The organism is Amycolatopsis balhimycina FH 1894 (genome assembly GCF_000384295.1).
GTDB lineage: Bacteria > Actinomycetota > Actinomycetes > Mycobacteriales > Pseudonocardiaceae > Amycolatopsis > Amycolatopsis balhimycina.
Genome location: NZ_KB913037.1, coordinates 1,200,304 through 1,215,178 on the forward strand (window position 1 = coordinate 1,200,304; position 14,875 = coordinate 1,215,178).

A 14,875-nucleotide genomic window follows, 5' to 3' on the forward strand; every position below is an offset into this window, starting at 1 on the left:
CGTTCACAGCGCACGGCTCGCGGACGACCGGCGCTGCAGGGCACTGACGCGCGCGACCGCCACCACGGCCAGCAGCGCGACGACCGCGACGTGGAGCAGCAGCAGGGACCAGCCGGTCAGGTCGACCAGCCCGCCGACCACGGCCGGGCCGAGGAAGCCGCCTCCCACCCAGCCGACGGTGTAGAGCCCGGTGTAGGTCCCGACCACGCGGGTGGACGGGGCGAGGTTCCACAGGACGACGACGGCGTTGACCAGGAATGCGGACGCCCCCGCGGTCGCCACGCAGAGACCGGTGACGACGCCGGCGGGGCTCCGGATCACGGTGGCGAGCACCATGCCGGCCGCGAACACCGTCATCCCGACGGTCATCGCCCGCAGCCGGCCGAAGCGTTCGGCGAGCCTCGCCACCGGGTAGGCGGCCAGGATGAAGGCCACTCCGCTGGGCAGGGTCAGCCCGCCCGCTTCACCGCGGGACAGGCGCAGCACTTCCATGCCGTACGGCGTGATCAGCGCCCGTGAGGCGGCCCACGCGCCGCCGAAGAGCAGGATGGCCACGATGAGCAGCAGCCGGCTGCGATCGCTGTCTCGGACGATGTCGAGCACGGTGTCCCGCACCCGCCCGCCATGTGCTGCCGCGCCGGGCTGTTCGCGTTCCTCGTCGACAGCGCTCCGGTAGGCCGGGGACCGGCTGTCCCGCACGTTGGCGGCCAGCACGACCAGGGACGCCACCATCAGGATCGCGGGGATCGCGAACGACAGCTTCGGATGGGTGTCGATCAGGAAGATGCTGATCAGGGCCGCGAACATCACCGTGAGACTCGCCGCGATCTTGACGACCGCGTTCGCCCGGCTGCGCCGCTCGGGCGGGACGAAGTCCGGGAGCAGGGATTCGGCGATCGGCTTGAACGAGTTCGCGACCAGCGCGTAGCCGAACATCACCACGATCAGCAGCGGCAACGAGGCCGCGACGTGCGGGATGACGAGGAACAGCAACGCTGCCACGGGCATGCCGACGACGAGGTACGGGATGCGCCGGCCCCACGAGGTGCGGGTGCGGTCCGACCGGTTGCCCATCCACGGCTGGATGAAGATGCCGAGCACGTTGTCCATCCCCATCAGGAGACCGATCAGCGCGGCACTGCCGATGTGTTCGCGGAGCAGCGGCGGCACCTGTGAGTCGTAGAGGTTCCACGTCGACTCCTGCGCGAAGACCGCCAGGGCCACGAAGAACGTGACCCGTCCCCTCCGCACGTGCTGTGCGCTCGACGTCGTCGTCATGCCGCCAAGCTACTTGTGCTATAGCAAGAATGTCAAGTGTCTCTTATTGACTTTGCTGTGGCAGATAGAGTGACGCCATGGCGAGTGAGACGTTGAAGGGCCTGACGGCCGACACGCTGGCCGACCGCGCGTACCGCGCCATCCGCGACGCGGTCACCACCGGCGAGCTGCGGCCGGGACAGAAGGTCACCGAACGCGGCCTCGCCGAGCGGCTGTCGGTGAGCCCGACTCCGGTGCGAGAGGCCATCCGGCGCCTCGAGCAGGACGGCCTGCTGGAACGGACCGGGCCGCGGACGGTCCAGGTGACGGCCGTCGGAGAGGCCGCGATCCAGGACCTGGCCGAGGTGGAGGTGGCCCTGCGGGGCATGGTGGCCCGCTTCGCCGCGCGGCACGCGTCCCCGGCCCAGCTGGACCACCTCGACGCCGTCCTCGACGAAGCCGACGACCTGCTGATCGTCATCAAGCAGCGGCAGCAGGCCGGGCAGGACGTGGCCCGGCACCTGGAGCGGCTGCTCGACGCCATGCAGCGCTTCAACGAGGTCGTCGAGGCGTGTGCCCACAACCCGGTTCTCGTGCGCCTGCTCAGCCAGACGCGAGTGTTCTCCCCGCCGGAACGGCGGGCCCGGCTGATCGAACGCATCGCCGGGAACGACCAGTTCGGCCTGGATCGCTACGGGAGCCATCGTGCGCTCGTCCGGGCGTTGCGGGTCGGCGACCCGGCGGCAGCCGAGGCGCTCGTGATCGAGGACGCCCGCGGCGGACTGGGAGATCTGCTCGCCGCGCCCGCTGCCGTCGCGCGCCCCTGAAGGACCATCGCGGCCCGACGTCGGCCGAGTCCCAGCCGGCGGCCACGGGGGTCGTTTTGCCGGTGTGCCACCGGAAGCCGGTCAGCGCGGGTCACCAGAGCGTCCTTCGCCCGTCGTCGCCTTCTCGCCGAGAGCTGCTTTGGTGAGCGTCACCGCGGTGTGGATGACACTGCGGACAGCTTCCTCGGGCGGCAGGCGATGGAGATCGGTGAGTCCGAACAGCGCCTCGGCACTCATGACGACCGCGAGATCCCGTTTCAGCTGAGCCAACCCGGATGCGTCGAGGTCGCCCAGGTCGGCCGGCGGCGCGAGGGCCTCGTTGATGAGACCGAAGCGCAGGCCGGGACGACCGGCGGTGTCGGCGGGCCGGGTGATGGTCGCCGCGATCATCGCGCGGACCGCGCTCTGGTGCGTCAGTACGTGACGCAGCAGGTGTTCCGTCGCGGCCGCGACGCGGGCGACGGGATCGGCGGAGCCCGCGAGCGGAGCCAGCGCCTCCGCCGGGTCGAACAGCGTCCCCGCGACGGCTTCGCGCAGCAGGCTCGCCAGGTCCGGGAAGTAGCGGTAGGCCGTCGCCTCGGAGACTTCCGCCGCCTTCGCGACCTCGGGCATCGTCACCGGGTGGCCGCCACGGACGAGCTCGGTGGCGGCCACCACGATCGCGTTGCGCGTCCGCCGCTTCTGGTTGACCCGTCCGCCGTCCATCTCCACGACCTTTCGTACTTGAGTGCCCTCTCATCATAAGAGTCCACTTGCACGAACACCAGATGAAGGTCTACCTTCCTCATGACAGTTGACTCTCATGAGGGGCGGAACATGACACGCATCGCGATCGTCGGACCCGAGGACGGCGAGATCACCCTCACCGGTCCGATCCAGCTGCGGATCCTCGAGGACGGCAGCACCACCGGCCACCGGCTGGGCCTGGGCGAGATCGTCGTCGCCCCGCACACGGCCGGCCCGCCGCAGCACCGGCACGCCCAGCACGACGAGGGCTTCTACGTCGTCCGCGGCACGGCCCGCTTCACCGTGGGCGAAGAGACCCACGACGCGCCCGCCGGAACCCTCGTCATGGTGCCGCCGGGCGCGCCGCACACCTTCGCCAACCCGGGCGACGAGCCCGCGGTCATCCTCAACACCTTCACGCCGGACCTGTACGTCCAGTACTTCCGCGACCTGCACGCGTTCGCCGAAAAGGCGGGGCGGCCCGCGCAAGACGCCGAGATCACCGAGATCATGGCCCGCTACCACACGGAACCGGCCACCACGTACGCCGACGAGACGCCGGTGGCCGAGCCGGCAACCACGGACGTCCGGGTCGACGACCTCGTCGTCCGGGTCGAGGACCGCGGCGTCGGACGTCCTGTCCTGCTGGTGCACGGCGGAGCGGGACCGGCGTCGGTCGCCGGCTTGGCCGCCTTGCTCGCCGCGCGCGGGACAAGGGTGCTCACGCCCGTCATCCCCGGCTTCGACGGCACCCCGGCCGCCGACGCCGAAGTGCCGGGGCTCGCCCGGATTTTCCGCCGGCTGCTCGAGGAGCTCGACCTGACCGACGTCCTCGTGGCCGGCAACTCGGTCGGTGGGTGGATCGCGGCACAGATGGGCGTCGACGAGCAGGCGGCCCGCGACGCCGGCGACGCGCCCCGCGTCGGCCGGCTCGTGCTGCTGGACCCCGTCGGGATCACCGTCGACGGGCACCCGATCACCGACCTCTCCGCGACGCCGCCGGACAAGCTCGCCGACGTCGTCTTCCACTCCCCCGACCGCTTCCGGCTGGACCCCGCCCTGCTGCCGCCGGAGCGCCTCGCCGCGATGCAGGGGAACGCCGTGGCCCTGAACCGCTACGCCGGCGACCCGTACATGCACGACCCGGCCCTGCGCACCCGGCTCGAATCGGTGCGGTTGCCCGTGCGGGTGGTCTGGGGCGAAAGCGACGGAATCGCCGACCTGTCCTACGGACGCGCGTACGCGGCGGCCTTCGCCGGGGAAAACGACGAAGGCGCCGAGTTCACGGTGGTCCGCGAGGCGGGCCACCAGCCGCAGCTCGAGCAGCCGGACCGGGTCGCCGGCCTGGTCCTCGGCTCCCTGGCCTGAACGGAGCCCGGTCATGGTCGTCTCACCTCCGCGTCCCCAGCCCGCCGCCGCACCGATGAGCCCGGCGCGGCTGCGCGCGGCGTTCACCGTGCTGCTGCTCGGCATGCTGCTCGCGATGCTCGACAACACCGTCGTCGGCACGGCGATGCCCACGATCGTCGCCCAGCTCGGCGGCCTCGACCGGCTGTCCTGGGTCGTCACCGCCTACACGCTCACCACGGCCGCCTCGACGCCGATCTGGGGCAAGCTCGGCGACCTCTACGGGCGTAAACGCGTGCACCTGACTGCGATCGCCCTCTTCACCGCCGCGTCCGTCGCGTGCGGGTTCGCCCAGGACATGACGCAGCTGATCGCGTTCCGCGCGGTCCAGGGCCTCGGCGGCGGCGGGCTCGTCGTCGGTGCGCTGTCACTGATCGGCATCCTGGTCCCGCCGCGCGACCGCGGCCGCTACCAGGGCCTGACCGCGAGCGTCATGGCCGCCGGGCAGATCGGCGGCCCGCTCTTCGGCGGCGTCGTCACGAGCCTGCTGGGCTGGCGCTGGAACTTCTACCTCAACCTCCCGCTCGGCCTGGTCGTCTTGGCCGCCACCGCGATCGTCCTGGTGGTGCCGCCGGCGCCGCGGCGCCGGGTGCACCTGGACGTCGGGGGTGCGCTGCTGCTCACGACCGCCGTCACCGCACTGCTGCTGCTCACCAACGGCGTGGGCGCGGCGGTGGTGCTGGTGCCGCTCACCGTGGTGGCGTCCGGCGCGTTCGTGTGGGTGGAACGGCGAAGCCGCGAGCCCGTCCTGCCACTGACTTTGTTCGCGCAGCGGAACATCCGGCTCACGACCGTGATCATCTTCGTCGTCGGTGTCATCAGCTTCGGCACGATCACCTTCGTGCCGCTGTTCCAGCAGACCGTGCAGGGCGCGTCGGCGTCGGACTCCGGAACACTGCTGCTACCGATGACCCTTGCCGTCGTGGTCGCGTCCCAGGTGGCCGGCCGGGTGAGCAGCCGGACCGGCCGGTACCGGCTCTTCCCGATCATGGGCGCATCGGCGATGGCCGTGGGGTGCGCGGTGCTCGCCACCGCCCACGCCGGCACGCCGGTCTGGCTCACCAGCACCGCGCTCGTGCTCATCGGCGCCGGACTCGGCCTGAGCACACAGATGATGACGTTGATCGCCCAGAACACGGTCCCGGCCGAAGAGATCGGCGTGGCGACGGCGAACACGACCATGTTCCGCACCATCGGCGGCGCCATCGGCACCTCGGTGTTCGGCGCGCTGCTGACCGGCGGCACGCTGGCGACGGGGATGTCGCGCATCTTCACCGTCGCCGCGGTGGTGGCGGCGGTGGCCGCCGTCGCGGCCTGGCGCATCCGGGAAACACCCTTGCGCACCACCGGTGCCGTCGAGCCGGTGGCGGGGAGGTGACCGGGTCCCGCGCTCAGCGGTGCCAGGTTCCGATGCCGTCGAGAAGCCGGTCGATGAGTCCGTCGGGAACCACGTCGCGCTGCATCGCCGTGCGGTAGACGATCGGCCCGACCAGCATCGACACCAGGTCCGCCGGCCCGGCGTCTGTCTCCAGCTCCTGCCCGGCGACGGCCGAGCGGACCGCCGCGTGGATCCGCTCCTTGATCGTCCGGGTCGACTCGTCGCGCCGGCGTGCCATCTCCGCGTCCCAGAGCGCCGACTGCATCATGGCGAGCGACAGACCGGCCACCTCCGGGGGCATCAGCTCGTCGGCCAGCTGCCGGAGCTGCCGGTGCAGCCACGGCCGGACCGGTGTTTCGGGGTCCTTGAACAACGGCAGGTCGGCGCCCTCCATCACGTCGAGCAAGAGCTGCTCGGACCGCGGCCAGTGCCGGTAGACGGTCGCCCGGCCCACGCCGGCCTCCTGGGAGACGCGCTGATGAGTGACCGCGCCGGGTCCCTCGCTCGCCAGCAACTCCCGGGCGGCGACGAGGATCGCCTCCCGGGAACGTGCCGCGCGCGGGTCCGTCGAGTAACTCACTGTCACAGCATACGAGCAAGGTCCTCTGAGACAAGTTGACTCATAGATCGAGTCGTGCCACAGTCAAACTTATGAGACAGATTGTCTCACATTTCCGGCCGAGGAGCAGACCATGCCAGATTCCCCGCACCCCACGGTGGTGCCGACCGGCCGCCGGGCAGAACGCTGCCCCTTCGAGCCGGCCGCCGAGCTGACCGCGCTGCGCGAGCGACCCGATCTGCCCGTCATCCCCCGCTACCACCCGTTCTTCGGGCAGTTCGACGCCCGCGCCGTCACCCGCTACGGCGACGTTCGCGCCGTGTTCGCGCACGAACACATCGGCGCCGACATGAACGCCGATCCCGACGCGCCGCGCACCCTGTTCAACCAGCCCGGCTTCCTGCTCGGCTACGACGGTCCCGGCCACCTGCGGCTGCGGCGGATGCTGGCGAGCGCCTTCACCGTCCGCCGGCTGCAGAACCTGCGGCCCACCATCGAAAAGCTCGCCGCCGAGCACCTGGACGCGATGCAGGAGTCCGGGCCGGTGGCGGACCTCGTGCAGGCCTACGCGCTGCCCATCCCCTCACTCGTGATCTGCGACCTGCTCGGCGTCCCCTACGCCGACCGCGCCGACTTCCAGCACCGCAGCGCGGTTCTGCTCGACGCCACCCGCACCGAAGAAGAGCAGTTCGCCAACTACGCCGCAATGCACGCCTACATGGGCGAGCTCGTCGCCCGGTTGCGCGGCGAGCCCGGCGACGGGCTGCTCGGCGAAGTGATCGGCAAGCACGGCAACGAGATCACCGACGAGGAACTGGTCGGCTTCGGCAACCTGCTGCTCATCGCCGGGCACGAAACCACCTCGAACATGATCGCGCTCGGCACCCTGGCCCTGTTGCGGCACCCGGAACAGCTGGCCGCCGTCCGCGACGACCACGACGTGACGACCTCCGCGATCGAGGAACTCCTGCGGTACCTGTCCATCGGCACCTACCTCGACCGGCGCGCCACGAAGGACGTGGACGTCAACGGTCACCAGGTCGCCGCCGGCGAGTGGCTGTCACTGTCACTCCTGGCCGCCAACCACGACCCCGCCCTCGTCGGCGGGAACGCCGGGCTCGACGTGCACCGCAAACCGGTGCCCCATCTGGCTTTCGGGTTCGGGGCGCACCAGTGCCTCGGCCAGCAGCTGGCCCGCATCGAACTGAAGTCGGCGCTGCCCGCGTTGCTGCGCCGGTTCCCGGAGCTGCGCCTGGCGGTCCCGTTCGAGCAGCTCGAGTTCAGAACCCTCTCGCCGGTCCTCGGCGTCACATCCCTGCCGGTGACCTGGTGACGTCTCGACCGAATTCGGCAGAGCTCTCTTCCGGGTAGCCCGCCGTGTCGCTCGTTGTCGACGTTTTGCAATGTCGCGAACGTAGCGTCTCCGTGTTCACGATCCGGCCCTCCGGGGATCTCGCCCCGGCGGGCGACCCGGTCAAGACGCTGGAGCAGCCACGCGGCATCGTGTTACCGCCGAGCGGTGACTTCGCCTACGTGGTGAACGGCGGGGCGGCCAAGGTCTCGTCGTACCGGTCGGTGCGCGCGGTGAGCTGACACCGATCGGCCAACCCGTCGAGACCACCGGCGAACCGTTCGGCCACCTGATGTTCGTGACGGTCGGCGGAGACGACGCCGGCGCGGGGGACGGCGTGTGGGTCTTCACGATCGGCTCCGACGGCACCCTGCGACGGGTGGGTGACACGCCGACCGCGACCGGCGAAGTACCGCTCTGGCCGGCGTCCGACGGCCGCCACGTCTACGTGTCGAACCAGGACCTCAGCGCCCAGCTGTTCGGGTTCGACGTGTCCCGTGACGGACAGCTGACGCCGCTGGCCGGGTCCCCGTTCCCGGCCCGCGGCCAGATGTCCAGGTACCAGTCGGTCGCGATCCAACCCTGATCACGGAGCGGCGTAGGGCTGGTCGCCCACGAGAGCGATTGCGCGCGTCTCGGGAACTCCCAGCATCAGCAGGCTCGTGATCGTCGCTGCCCGGGCGCCGAGGGTCCCGTCCGGCAGTTCGCTGTCCGCGATGGCGAACACGGCGCCGTAGGCAAGCTGGCTCAGAATGCCCGCCGGCAGGTGCTGGGCGAAAACGTCGCTGTCCTGACCCCGTTTCACGAGGTCGGCGAGGAGCTCGTCGACCGGCCCGAGCAGGCTGTGGATCGCCTCGCCGTACTCGCCGCGGCGCAGCGCCAGCAGCACCCGGTACCGGTGCGCCACCGGCCAGACGCGGGCGATGAATTCGACCCACGTCGCGTCCGCTTCCGCGCCGGAGGCGTTGACTTCGGTGAGCACGGCCGCCATCTCGGTGACGGCCCGTTCCGTGAGTGTCCGGACCAGGTCGAGGCGCGAGGGGAAATGGCCGTAGACGGTGCGACGGACGACGCCGGCAGCGGAGGCGATGTCGCCCATTCCGGCGTCGGGGTTCTCCCCCAGCACATCGAGGGCGACGTCGAGGATGCGATCGCGTGTCTCGTTCATCGAGCGCGCACGGGAGGACTCGGTGGGCACGACACATTCTTGCACACTGGTGTGCAACGAGGTAGATTGCACACCAGTGTGCAACGACGAGTTGCGCCGCGCTTCGAAGCTCAGGAGAAGTAGGCAATGACCGCACCGACGTCACCGGCCTCGGCCCTCGTCCGCCCGTTCACCGTCTCGATCCCCGATTCGGAGATCGACGACGTGAAGCAGCGACTGGCCAGAACTCGATGGCCGGATCCGGAAACGGTGGACGACTGGTCGCAAGGGGTTCGCGTGGAGAACGCCAGATCTCTGGTCGGCTACTGGGAACGCGGCTACGACTGGCGGCGCTTCGAGTCCGAGCTCAATCGCTTCCCCCAGTTCCTGACCGAGATCGACGGGCTGGACATCCACTTCATCCACGTCAGGTCCAAGAACCCCCACGCGATGCCGCTGATACTCACGCACGGATGGCCGGGCTCGATCGTCGAGTTCCTGAAGCTGATCGGCCCGCTGACCGATCCGGTTTCGTTCGGAGGAGACGCCGCCGATTCATTCGACGTCGTCGTCCCGTCGCTCCCCGGGTTCGGGTTCTCCCAGAAGCCCACGGAGACCGGGTGGACCGTAGCGCGCATCGCCGGCGCATGGGTGGAGCTGATGAAGCGTCTCGGCTACCCGAGATGGGCCGCGCAAGGCGGCGATTGGGGTGCCGTCGTCACCACCGCCCTCGGGGCCATGCGACCCGAGGGGCTTCTCGGAATTCATCTGAACACCCAGTACGCCTTTCCCGCGCAGATACCCGGCACCTTGTCGCCCGAACAGCGTTACGCCGTGGAGGGCCTTGCCTTCTACACCGGCGAACTCGGTGGATCGAACCACCTTCAGGGCACGAAGCCGGAGACGGTCGGATTCGCCCTGGCGGACTCTCCCGCCGGTCAGGCAGCGTGGATCTACGAGAAGTTCCAGTCCAAGACCGACAACCACGGGCTCGCCGAGAGCGCCCTCAGCATGGACGACATGCTCGACGCGATATCGCTCTACTGGTTCACCAACAGCGCAGCGTCGTCCGGCCGCATCTACTGGGAGAACAAATCGGGTACTCTCGCCGGCCCGAAGCTGACGCTTCCGGTCGCGGTGACCGTCTTCCCGAAGGACATCCCACGCCTGCCCCGAAGCTGGATCGAAGACACCTACCGCAATCTGATCCACTACGGCGAGGCCGACAAGGGCGGGCACTTCGCGGCCTTGGAACAGCCCGAGATCCTGGTCAGCGAAATCCGCACCGGCCTGCGCACCCTTCGTTCCTGACGTCCAGCACGTGGATCAGCTGTCACGCACCCGGAATCCCACCGTCAAACTGCTGCACAGAGCCATCGGAACACAGGCACACGACCTCGAACTCCGCCGGCTGGTAACAGAGGGGATCATGAGATCCAGTACGGAACGCAAGGTTCTCGGTCGACGCCAGGAGATCTATCGACAGTATCGGCATGGGACGCCACCAGACCACTCGCCTTGATCGTCCAGATGCCGGAACAGCCGGCCCGGGTCAGCATCGGTGGCGGGTTCATCATTTGCGTTCTTGACGAACTCGGCTCCGCCGACCTGCTCCGAGACCACGGGATCAGCGGTACGCACCTGATGCGAGTTGCGAATTCTTTTCGTCCCACACTCCCCGCACCACTCGAGCCGCTGCTCCGGCAACTGCATGAAGCAGTCGGCTCGATCGTCGACGTGGCTCGATTCTGAGCCGAATCCAGGCTACGCCGCCCACGGAACAGCCAGCCGGAAAATCCTCCGGACGACCGAACCCAACTGCCGGGACAAGGAACCCGTGTTGTACGGCAGGTTGTGCCGCTCGCAGATCTCGCGCACCTCCGCGGCGATCTGCGGGTAGCGACGCGAGGGCAGGTCCGGGAAGAGGTGGTGCTCGATCTGGTGGCTGAGATTTCCCGAAAGCAGGTGGAACAACGGGCTCCCGGTGATGTTGGCAGAACCGAGCATCTGCCGCAGGTACCATTTCCCACGGGTCTCGTCTTCGCTTTCCTCCTCGGTGAACACCTCGGTCCCGTCGGGGAAGTGCCCGCAGAAGATGATCGCGAACGCCCAGAGGTTGCGGATCAGGTTGGCGCCGATGTTCGCGGTCAGCGTCAGCGGCGCCAGCGGGCCGGTGAGCAACGGGAAGACGACGTAGTCCTTCCCCGCCTGGCGGGCGGTCTTGCGCAGCATCGGGGCCACCAGCGGGCGGACGTCGGCCCAGGAACGCCGGCCCTGCAGGATCCGGTCGACCTCGAGGTCGTGCAGCATGATGCCGTATTCGAAGAACAACGCCTGCGCCGCGGCGTAGATCGGGTTGCCGAGGTAGTACGGGTGCCATTCCTGGTCCTCGCTGATCCGCAGGATGCCGTAACCGACGTCGCGGTCCTTGCCGAGGATGTTGGTGTAGGTGTGGTGCATGAAGTTGTGCGAGCGGCGCCACTGCTCGCCCGGGCACACCATGTCCCATTCGAAGGTCCGCGAGTTCAGCGCGGGATCCTTCATCCAGTCGTATTGGCCGTGCATGACGTTGTGGCCGATCTCCATGTTGTCGAGGATCTTCGACACCGCCAGCGCGGCGACCCCGCCGAACCAGGCGGGCGGGAACCAGCCGGCGAACAGCAGTGCCCGGCCCGACACCTCGCACAGCCGCTGCGCCGCGACGACGCCGCGGATGTAGCCGGCGTCGGCCGCGCCGAGATCCTCGACCACCCGCCGGCGCAGAGTGTCCAGTTCCTTGCCGATCTGCGCGATTTCTTCCGGGTCGAGTTCGGTGGTCGTCGTGGTCACGGCACATCTCCTCGGGTTGGCACGGTGTCGGACCCCGGATCAGGTGATGTGCGTCCACCATCCGGCGGAACTCGGAACGGCGACGATTTCGGACGGCGGCATTGCCGGTCCCCTCGGCCCGCTGGAATTCGCGGTCGCCGAGGTCCGGGGCACGAGCACCCAGCGTAGATCCGCCGGCCGGCGAAGTAGTCGACCAGGCGGGTGGTGCGGGGAGACGTTCCGCACTCCGCTTCGCAGCCCCGCCGCGGGGGCTACCATGGAGAGTCCGGCTGCGTTGACACCGCGTCAGCCGGAGGCGCGCGTCCCGCCCCGACCCCCGGCGGCGCCACCGGCAGCCGATACCGGCGGAGGACAGATGACCACTGCGACCTCTCGATGCCCCAGCTGCCCACGCCCGTCTCCGCGCCGATGAGGCGCGCCGCGCCACGACCACTCCCGGAGACCGGCTACGAGCTCACCCGCGACCAGCGCTACCACGGTGCCCGGGTGGTGGCGTCGGCGGCGATCGACGCCGAAGACTGCGCGTTGCTGCTCGCCGCGCTCGGGCTCGAACCCGCCGACGGCATCGCATCCGCGCCGGGTTCGTGAAGGCGAGGCCTCGATCCTGCGGGGTGAGCAACCTGAGATGGATCTTGGGTTCTTATCATCCGGCGGGGATCGCCGACCGGCTGGCCGGCTTCCTCACCAACACGCCGGCCCGCAGCCCGATCGAAGCCGCGTTCGCGGTGACCGACTTGCGCGACGGGCACCAGGCGAGGATCGGCTCGCTCCGGCTCACCAGCCGGGCCGTGTCGCACGGCATGCCGGCCGGTTCCTCACCCCGGAGCAAGCGGTGACCCGCGCTTCGGCCCGGTTCGGCGGGCCCGTCGAACACGCCGCCCCCGGGGCGACTTTCTCGGTCGGCGGAGCCACGACCGCGTCGGTGCGCTCGACGAGCTGATCGCGCCCGCAGTAGCGCTCAGTGAGCCATACCGTTCCTCGGTGCGGTTGTGCGTCGTTGCGGAGCATGCCGCAACAGCCGAGGCGGACGTAGTTGGATACCCACTCACCGGTCTTGTCCGCGGCAAAGAGTTTGCGCTACCGTGACCTGGGAGCGCTCCCAGTCGCTGGCTCAGCGCCCTCGCCGCTCGGTACGCACCCTGCTCGCAAGGAGGCGATGCATGGCTCTCCGTGCGCAAAGCCTTGTGGGCCGGCACTTCGGGACGCGCCGACGGCCGCCAGGGCATGAGGCCGCCTACCTCTGTCAGCGACAACAAAGCGAATTCCTTGAGAGAGGAACACCATGCGAGATACCCCGGGAAGGAAGCGCACGGTCGCCCGCTCGGGCCTCCGCGCGGTGTGCACAGTGGTGCTGCTGGGCCTGGGTGCCGTGCTTCCGTCACCGGTCGCGTCGGCCGCCACCGTGGACACCCACGGCTCGTACGTGTTGGTCAACCGCAACAGCGGCAAGGCGCTGGAAGTGTCCGGAGGCGCCACCTACGAGGGTGCCAGGATCACCCAGCGCACCCGCGACGACCGCGTCTCGCAGCAGTGGCAGTTCGTCGACTCCGGCGGCGGCAATTACCGCATCAAGTCCAAGCACAGCGCCAAGGTCCTGAGCTTTCCCTCCACCGCCGACCGGGCCGGCCTGGTGCAGAGCGCCGACGCCGACCGAGCGGGCCAGCAGTTCCGGCTGGCCGGCTCCGCCGGCGGCGACGTACGCCTGCTCAACCGGGCCAGTGGCAAGGCCGTGGACGTGCTGAACTCCTCCACCGCCGACGGTGCGCGGGTCGTCCAGCTGCCCGACGCCGACGGCGCCAATCAGCGGTGGCAGCTGGTCAGGATCGGCGACGACACGACGCCACCGACCCCGCCGGCCAACCCCCGCACCTCGAACCTGACGTGCACCGGGGTGACGTTGTCGTGGTCGGCGTCGTCCGATGACGTCGCGGTGGCGTTCTACGACGTCTACCACGACGGACAGCTGATAACGTCGGTGCCGGGTACGGCCCTGTCCGCCGACCTGACCGTCGTGCCGGGGGCCACCTGGGGCCTGTACGTCAACGCCCGCGACGCCGCGGGCAACGTCTCCCAGGCCAGCTCCACGGTCCCCGTCACCGTGCCGCAGTGCCAGGCCGACACCGAGCCGCCCACCACCCCCGCCGGCGTGACGGCGGCGACGTCGGGGACCACGGTCACCGTGCGCTGGACGGCGGCCACCGACAACGTCGGCGTCACCGGCTACGAGGTGCTCCGCGACGGCACCGTGGCCGGCTCGGCCGGCGGCGCGGCCACGACCTCGTTCACCGACAGCGGCCTGGCCGCGAACACCCGCTACCAGTACCAGGTGCGGGCGCGCGACGCCCAGGGCAACCGGTCGGCCCCGAGCCCGGCGGTCGCGGTCACCACGGGCTCCTCCTGCGCCACGGCGCTGTGCTCGGTCACCAGGGTCACCACCGAGACCGACCTGCCGTGGGGGCTGACCACCCTGCCCGACGGACAGGTGCTCTACAGCCGCCGCGACACCTTCGAAATCGTCCGCCTCGACCCCGCCACCGGCACGAAGACCGTGGCCGGACGGATGCCGGACGTCTCGGGAACCGACGGGGAGGGCGGGGTCCTGGGCCTCGCCGTGGCCACCGATTTCGCGAGCGACCCGTGGCTGTACGTCATGCACACCAGCTCGACCGACAACCGGGTGGTGCGCGTCCGCTACACCGGTGGCGTCCTCACCGGCACCCCGCAGGTGCTGCTCACCGGCATCCCGCGCAACAAGTACCACAACGGCGGCCGGCTGCGCTTCGGGCCCGACGGCAAGCTCTACATCTCGACCGGCGACGGCCAGAACGGCGACTGGGCCCAGGACCTCACCAGCCTCGCCGGCAAGGTCCTGCGCATCAACCGCGACGGCAGCATTCCCTCGGACAACCCCTTCGGCACCCCGGTGTGGAGCTACGGCCACCGCAACCCGCAAGGCCTGGCCTTCGACTCCCAGGGCCGGCTCTGGGAACAGGAGTTCGGGAACTCCATAATGGACGAAACCAACCTGATCGTCCGCGGCGGCAACTACGGCTGGCCCCGCTGCGAGGGCACCTCGGGCAGCTGCGGCGAACCCGGCTTCGTCGCGCCCAAGCACACCTATCCCGTCGCCGAGGGTTCGTGCAGCGGCATCGCCGTGGTCCGCACCGGCCTCTACATCGCCTGCGAGCGCGGAACGCGGCTGTACCGGGCCGAAATCTCCGGTGACAGCCTGACCGACGTCCAGCAGTACCTCAACGGCACGTACGGGCGGCTGCGCACCGTGGAACCGTCCGCCGACGGCGGCCTGTGGCTGACCACCAGCAACTACGGCGACAAGGACAGCATCCCGGACAACAGCAACGAAAGCATCCTCAAGGTCGAGCTCGGACGGTGA

The 14,875-nt window shown here is 69.7% G+C and carries 16 protein-coding genes; 11 read left to right on the forward strand and 5 right to left on the reverse strand.

Going from position 1 to position 14,875, the window contains the following annotated elements:
* Window positions 1-3: 3 nt before the first annotated feature.
* On the reverse strand, window positions 4-1,278 hold the full coding sequence (locus tag A3CE_RS0104610; RefSeq protein ID WP_020638891.1) for an MFS transporter: 1,275 nt from the start codon (window positions 1,276-1,278) through the stop codon (window positions 4-6).
* A 77-nt stretch (window positions 1,279-1,355) separates the two neighbouring features.
* Between A3CE_RS0104610 and A3CE_RS0104615 the strand changes: the two genes are divergently transcribed.
* Entirely contained in the window at window positions 1,356-2,084 is a 729-nt protein-coding gene (locus tag A3CE_RS0104615; RefSeq protein ID WP_020638892.1) for a GntR family transcriptional regulator, read from the forward strand.
* An 81-nt stretch (window positions 2,085-2,165) separates the two neighbouring features.
* Here A3CE_RS0104615 and A3CE_RS0104620 read toward each other — a convergent pair whose 3' ends face one another.
* Window positions 2,166-2,789, reverse strand: coding sequence for a TetR/AcrR family transcriptional regulator (locus A3CE_RS0104620; RefSeq protein WP_043791790.1), 624 nt, complete (start codon window positions 2,787-2,789; stop codon window positions 2,166-2,168).
* Window positions 2,790-2,900: 111 nt separating this feature from the next.
* On the opposite strand from A3CE_RS0104620, the gene A3CE_RS0104625 reads away from it, so the two are divergent.
* Together A3CE_RS0104625 and A3CE_RS0104630 are read left to right on the forward strand one after the other, a co-directional pair.
* Window positions 2,901-4,178 carry an alpha/beta fold hydrolase gene (locus A3CE_RS0104625; protein ID WP_020638894.1) on the forward strand — a complete coding sequence of 426 codons (1,278 nt, stop codon included), beginning with the start codon at window positions 2,901-2,903 and terminating at the stop codon, window positions 4,176-4,178.
* 13 nt (window positions 4,179-4,191) lie between these two features.
* Window positions 4,192-5,595 (forward strand): MDR family MFS transporter, encoded by a 1,404-nt coding sequence (locus tag A3CE_RS0104630; RefSeq protein WP_020638895.1) that lies wholly within the window; start codon window positions 4,192-4,194, stop codon window positions 5,593-5,595.
* Between the two features lie 13 nt (window positions 5,596-5,608).
* Here the strand turns inward: A3CE_RS0104630 and A3CE_RS0104635 are convergent, their stop codons facing one another.
* Window positions 5,609-6,175: a TetR/AcrR family transcriptional regulator gene (locus A3CE_RS0104635; protein WP_020638896.1), complete on the reverse strand. Its 567-nt coding sequence runs from the start codon at window positions 6,173-6,175 to the stop codon at window positions 5,609-5,611.
* A 112-nt stretch (window positions 6,176-6,287) separates the two neighbouring features.
* Between A3CE_RS0104635 and A3CE_RS0104640 the strand changes: the two genes are divergently transcribed.
* The 3 genes from A3CE_RS0104640 to A3CE_RS0104650 all read left to right on the forward strand — a co-directional run bounded on the left by A3CE_RS0104640 (window position 6,288) and on the right by A3CE_RS0104650 (window position 8,091).
* Complete coding sequence (locus A3CE_RS0104640; RefSeq protein ID WP_043790680.1) at window positions 6,288-7,487, forward strand: cytochrome P450; 1,200 nt, start codon at window positions 6,288-6,290, stop codon at window positions 7,485-7,487.
* Between the two features lie 92 nt (window positions 7,488-7,579).
* Window positions 7,580-7,747, forward strand: coding sequence for a hypothetical protein (locus A3CE_RS56130; protein WP_020638898.1), 168 nt, complete (start codon window positions 7,580-7,582; stop codon window positions 7,745-7,747).
* Between the two features lie 56 nt (window positions 7,748-7,803).
* Window positions 7,804-8,091, forward strand: coding sequence for a hypothetical protein (locus tag A3CE_RS0104650; RefSeq protein ID WP_125591787.1), 288 nt, complete (start codon window positions 7,804-7,806; stop codon window positions 8,089-8,091).
* Here the strand turns inward: A3CE_RS0104650 and A3CE_RS0104655 are convergent, their stop codons facing one another.
* Window positions 8,092-8,703: a TetR/AcrR family transcriptional regulator gene (locus tag A3CE_RS0104655; protein ID WP_026468141.1), complete on the reverse strand. Its 612-nt coding sequence runs from the start codon at window positions 8,701-8,703 to the stop codon at window positions 8,092-8,094. It lies immediately after the preceding gene.
* 96 nt (window positions 8,704-8,799) lie between these two features.
* On the opposite strand from A3CE_RS0104655, the gene A3CE_RS0104660 reads away from it, so the two are divergent.
* Window positions 8,800-9,963: an epoxide hydrolase family protein gene (locus A3CE_RS0104660; protein ID WP_020638901.1), complete on the forward strand. Its 1,164-nt coding sequence runs from the start codon at window positions 8,800-8,802 to the stop codon at window positions 9,961-9,963.
* 207 nt (window positions 9,964-10,170) lie between these two features.
* Window positions 10,171-10,404, forward strand: a complete 234-nt coding sequence (locus A3CE_RS56135) for a hypothetical protein (protein WP_125591785.1) — start codon at window positions 10,171-10,173, stop codon at window positions 10,402-10,404.
* A gap of 12 nt (window positions 10,405-10,416) precedes the next feature.
* Here A3CE_RS56135 and A3CE_RS0104665 read toward each other — a convergent pair whose 3' ends face one another.
* Window positions 10,417-11,481 (reverse strand): fatty acid desaturase family protein, encoded by a 1,065-nt coding sequence (locus tag A3CE_RS0104665; RefSeq protein ID WP_020638902.1) that lies wholly within the window; start codon window positions 11,479-11,481, stop codon window positions 10,417-10,419.
* 375 nt (window positions 11,482-11,856) lie between these two features.
* Here A3CE_RS0104665 and A3CE_RS0104670 point away from each other — a divergent pair, with 375 nt between their 5' ends.
* The 3 genes from A3CE_RS0104670 to A3CE_RS0104685 all read left to right on the forward strand — a co-directional run bounded on the left by A3CE_RS0104670 (window position 11,857) and on the right by A3CE_RS0104685 (window position 14,875).
* Window positions 11,857-12,069 (forward strand): hypothetical protein, encoded by a 213-nt coding sequence (locus A3CE_RS0104670; protein WP_020638903.1) that lies wholly within the window; start codon window positions 11,857-11,859, stop codon window positions 12,067-12,069.
* Between the two features lie 23 nt (window positions 12,070-12,092).
* Window positions 12,093-12,317: a hypothetical protein gene (locus A3CE_RS0104675; RefSeq protein WP_020638904.1), complete on the forward strand. Its 225-nt coding sequence runs from the start codon at window positions 12,093-12,095 to the stop codon at window positions 12,315-12,317.
* Window positions 12,318-12,817: 500 nt separating this feature from the next.
* Window positions 12,818-14,875: a PQQ-dependent sugar dehydrogenase gene (locus tag A3CE_RS0104685; RefSeq protein ID WP_020638906.1), complete on the forward strand. Its 2,058-nt coding sequence runs from the start codon at window positions 12,818-12,820 to the stop codon at window positions 14,873-14,875.

Excerpts from the sequence above, each read along its gene's own strand:
- A3CE_RS0104625 (WP_020638894.1), top strand. The coding sequence starts at position 2,901 with ATGACACGCATCGCGATCGTCGGACCCGAGGACGGCGAGATCACCCTC.
- A3CE_RS0104640 (WP_043790680.1), top strand. The coding sequence starts at position 6,288 with ATGCCAGATTCCCCGCACCCCACGGTGGTGCCGACCGGCCGCCGGGCA.
- A3CE_RS0104670 (WP_020638903.1), top strand. The coding sequence starts at position 11,857 with ATGCCCCAGCTGCCCACGCCCGTCTCCGCGCCGATGAGGCGCGCCGCG.
- A3CE_RS0104660 (WP_020638901.1), top strand. The coding sequence starts at position 8,800 with ATGACCGCACCGACGTCACCGGCCTCGGCCCTCGTCCGCCCGTTCACC.
- A3CE_RS0104620 (WP_043791790.1), bottom strand. The coding sequence starts at position 2,789 with ATGGACGGCGGACGGGTCAACCAGAAGCGGCGGACGCGCAACGCGATC.
- A3CE_RS0104610 (WP_020638891.1), bottom strand. The coding sequence starts at position 1,278 with ATGACGACGACGTCGAGCGCACAGCACGTGCGGAGGGGACGGGTCACG.
- A3CE_RS0104615 (WP_020638892.1), top strand. The coding sequence starts at position 1,356 with ATGGCGAGTGAGACGTTGAAGGGCCTGACGGCCGACACGCTGGCCGAC.
- A3CE_RS0104630 (WP_020638895.1), top strand. The coding sequence starts at position 4,192 with ATGGTCGTCTCACCTCCGCGTCCCCAGCCCGCCGCCGCACCGATGAGC.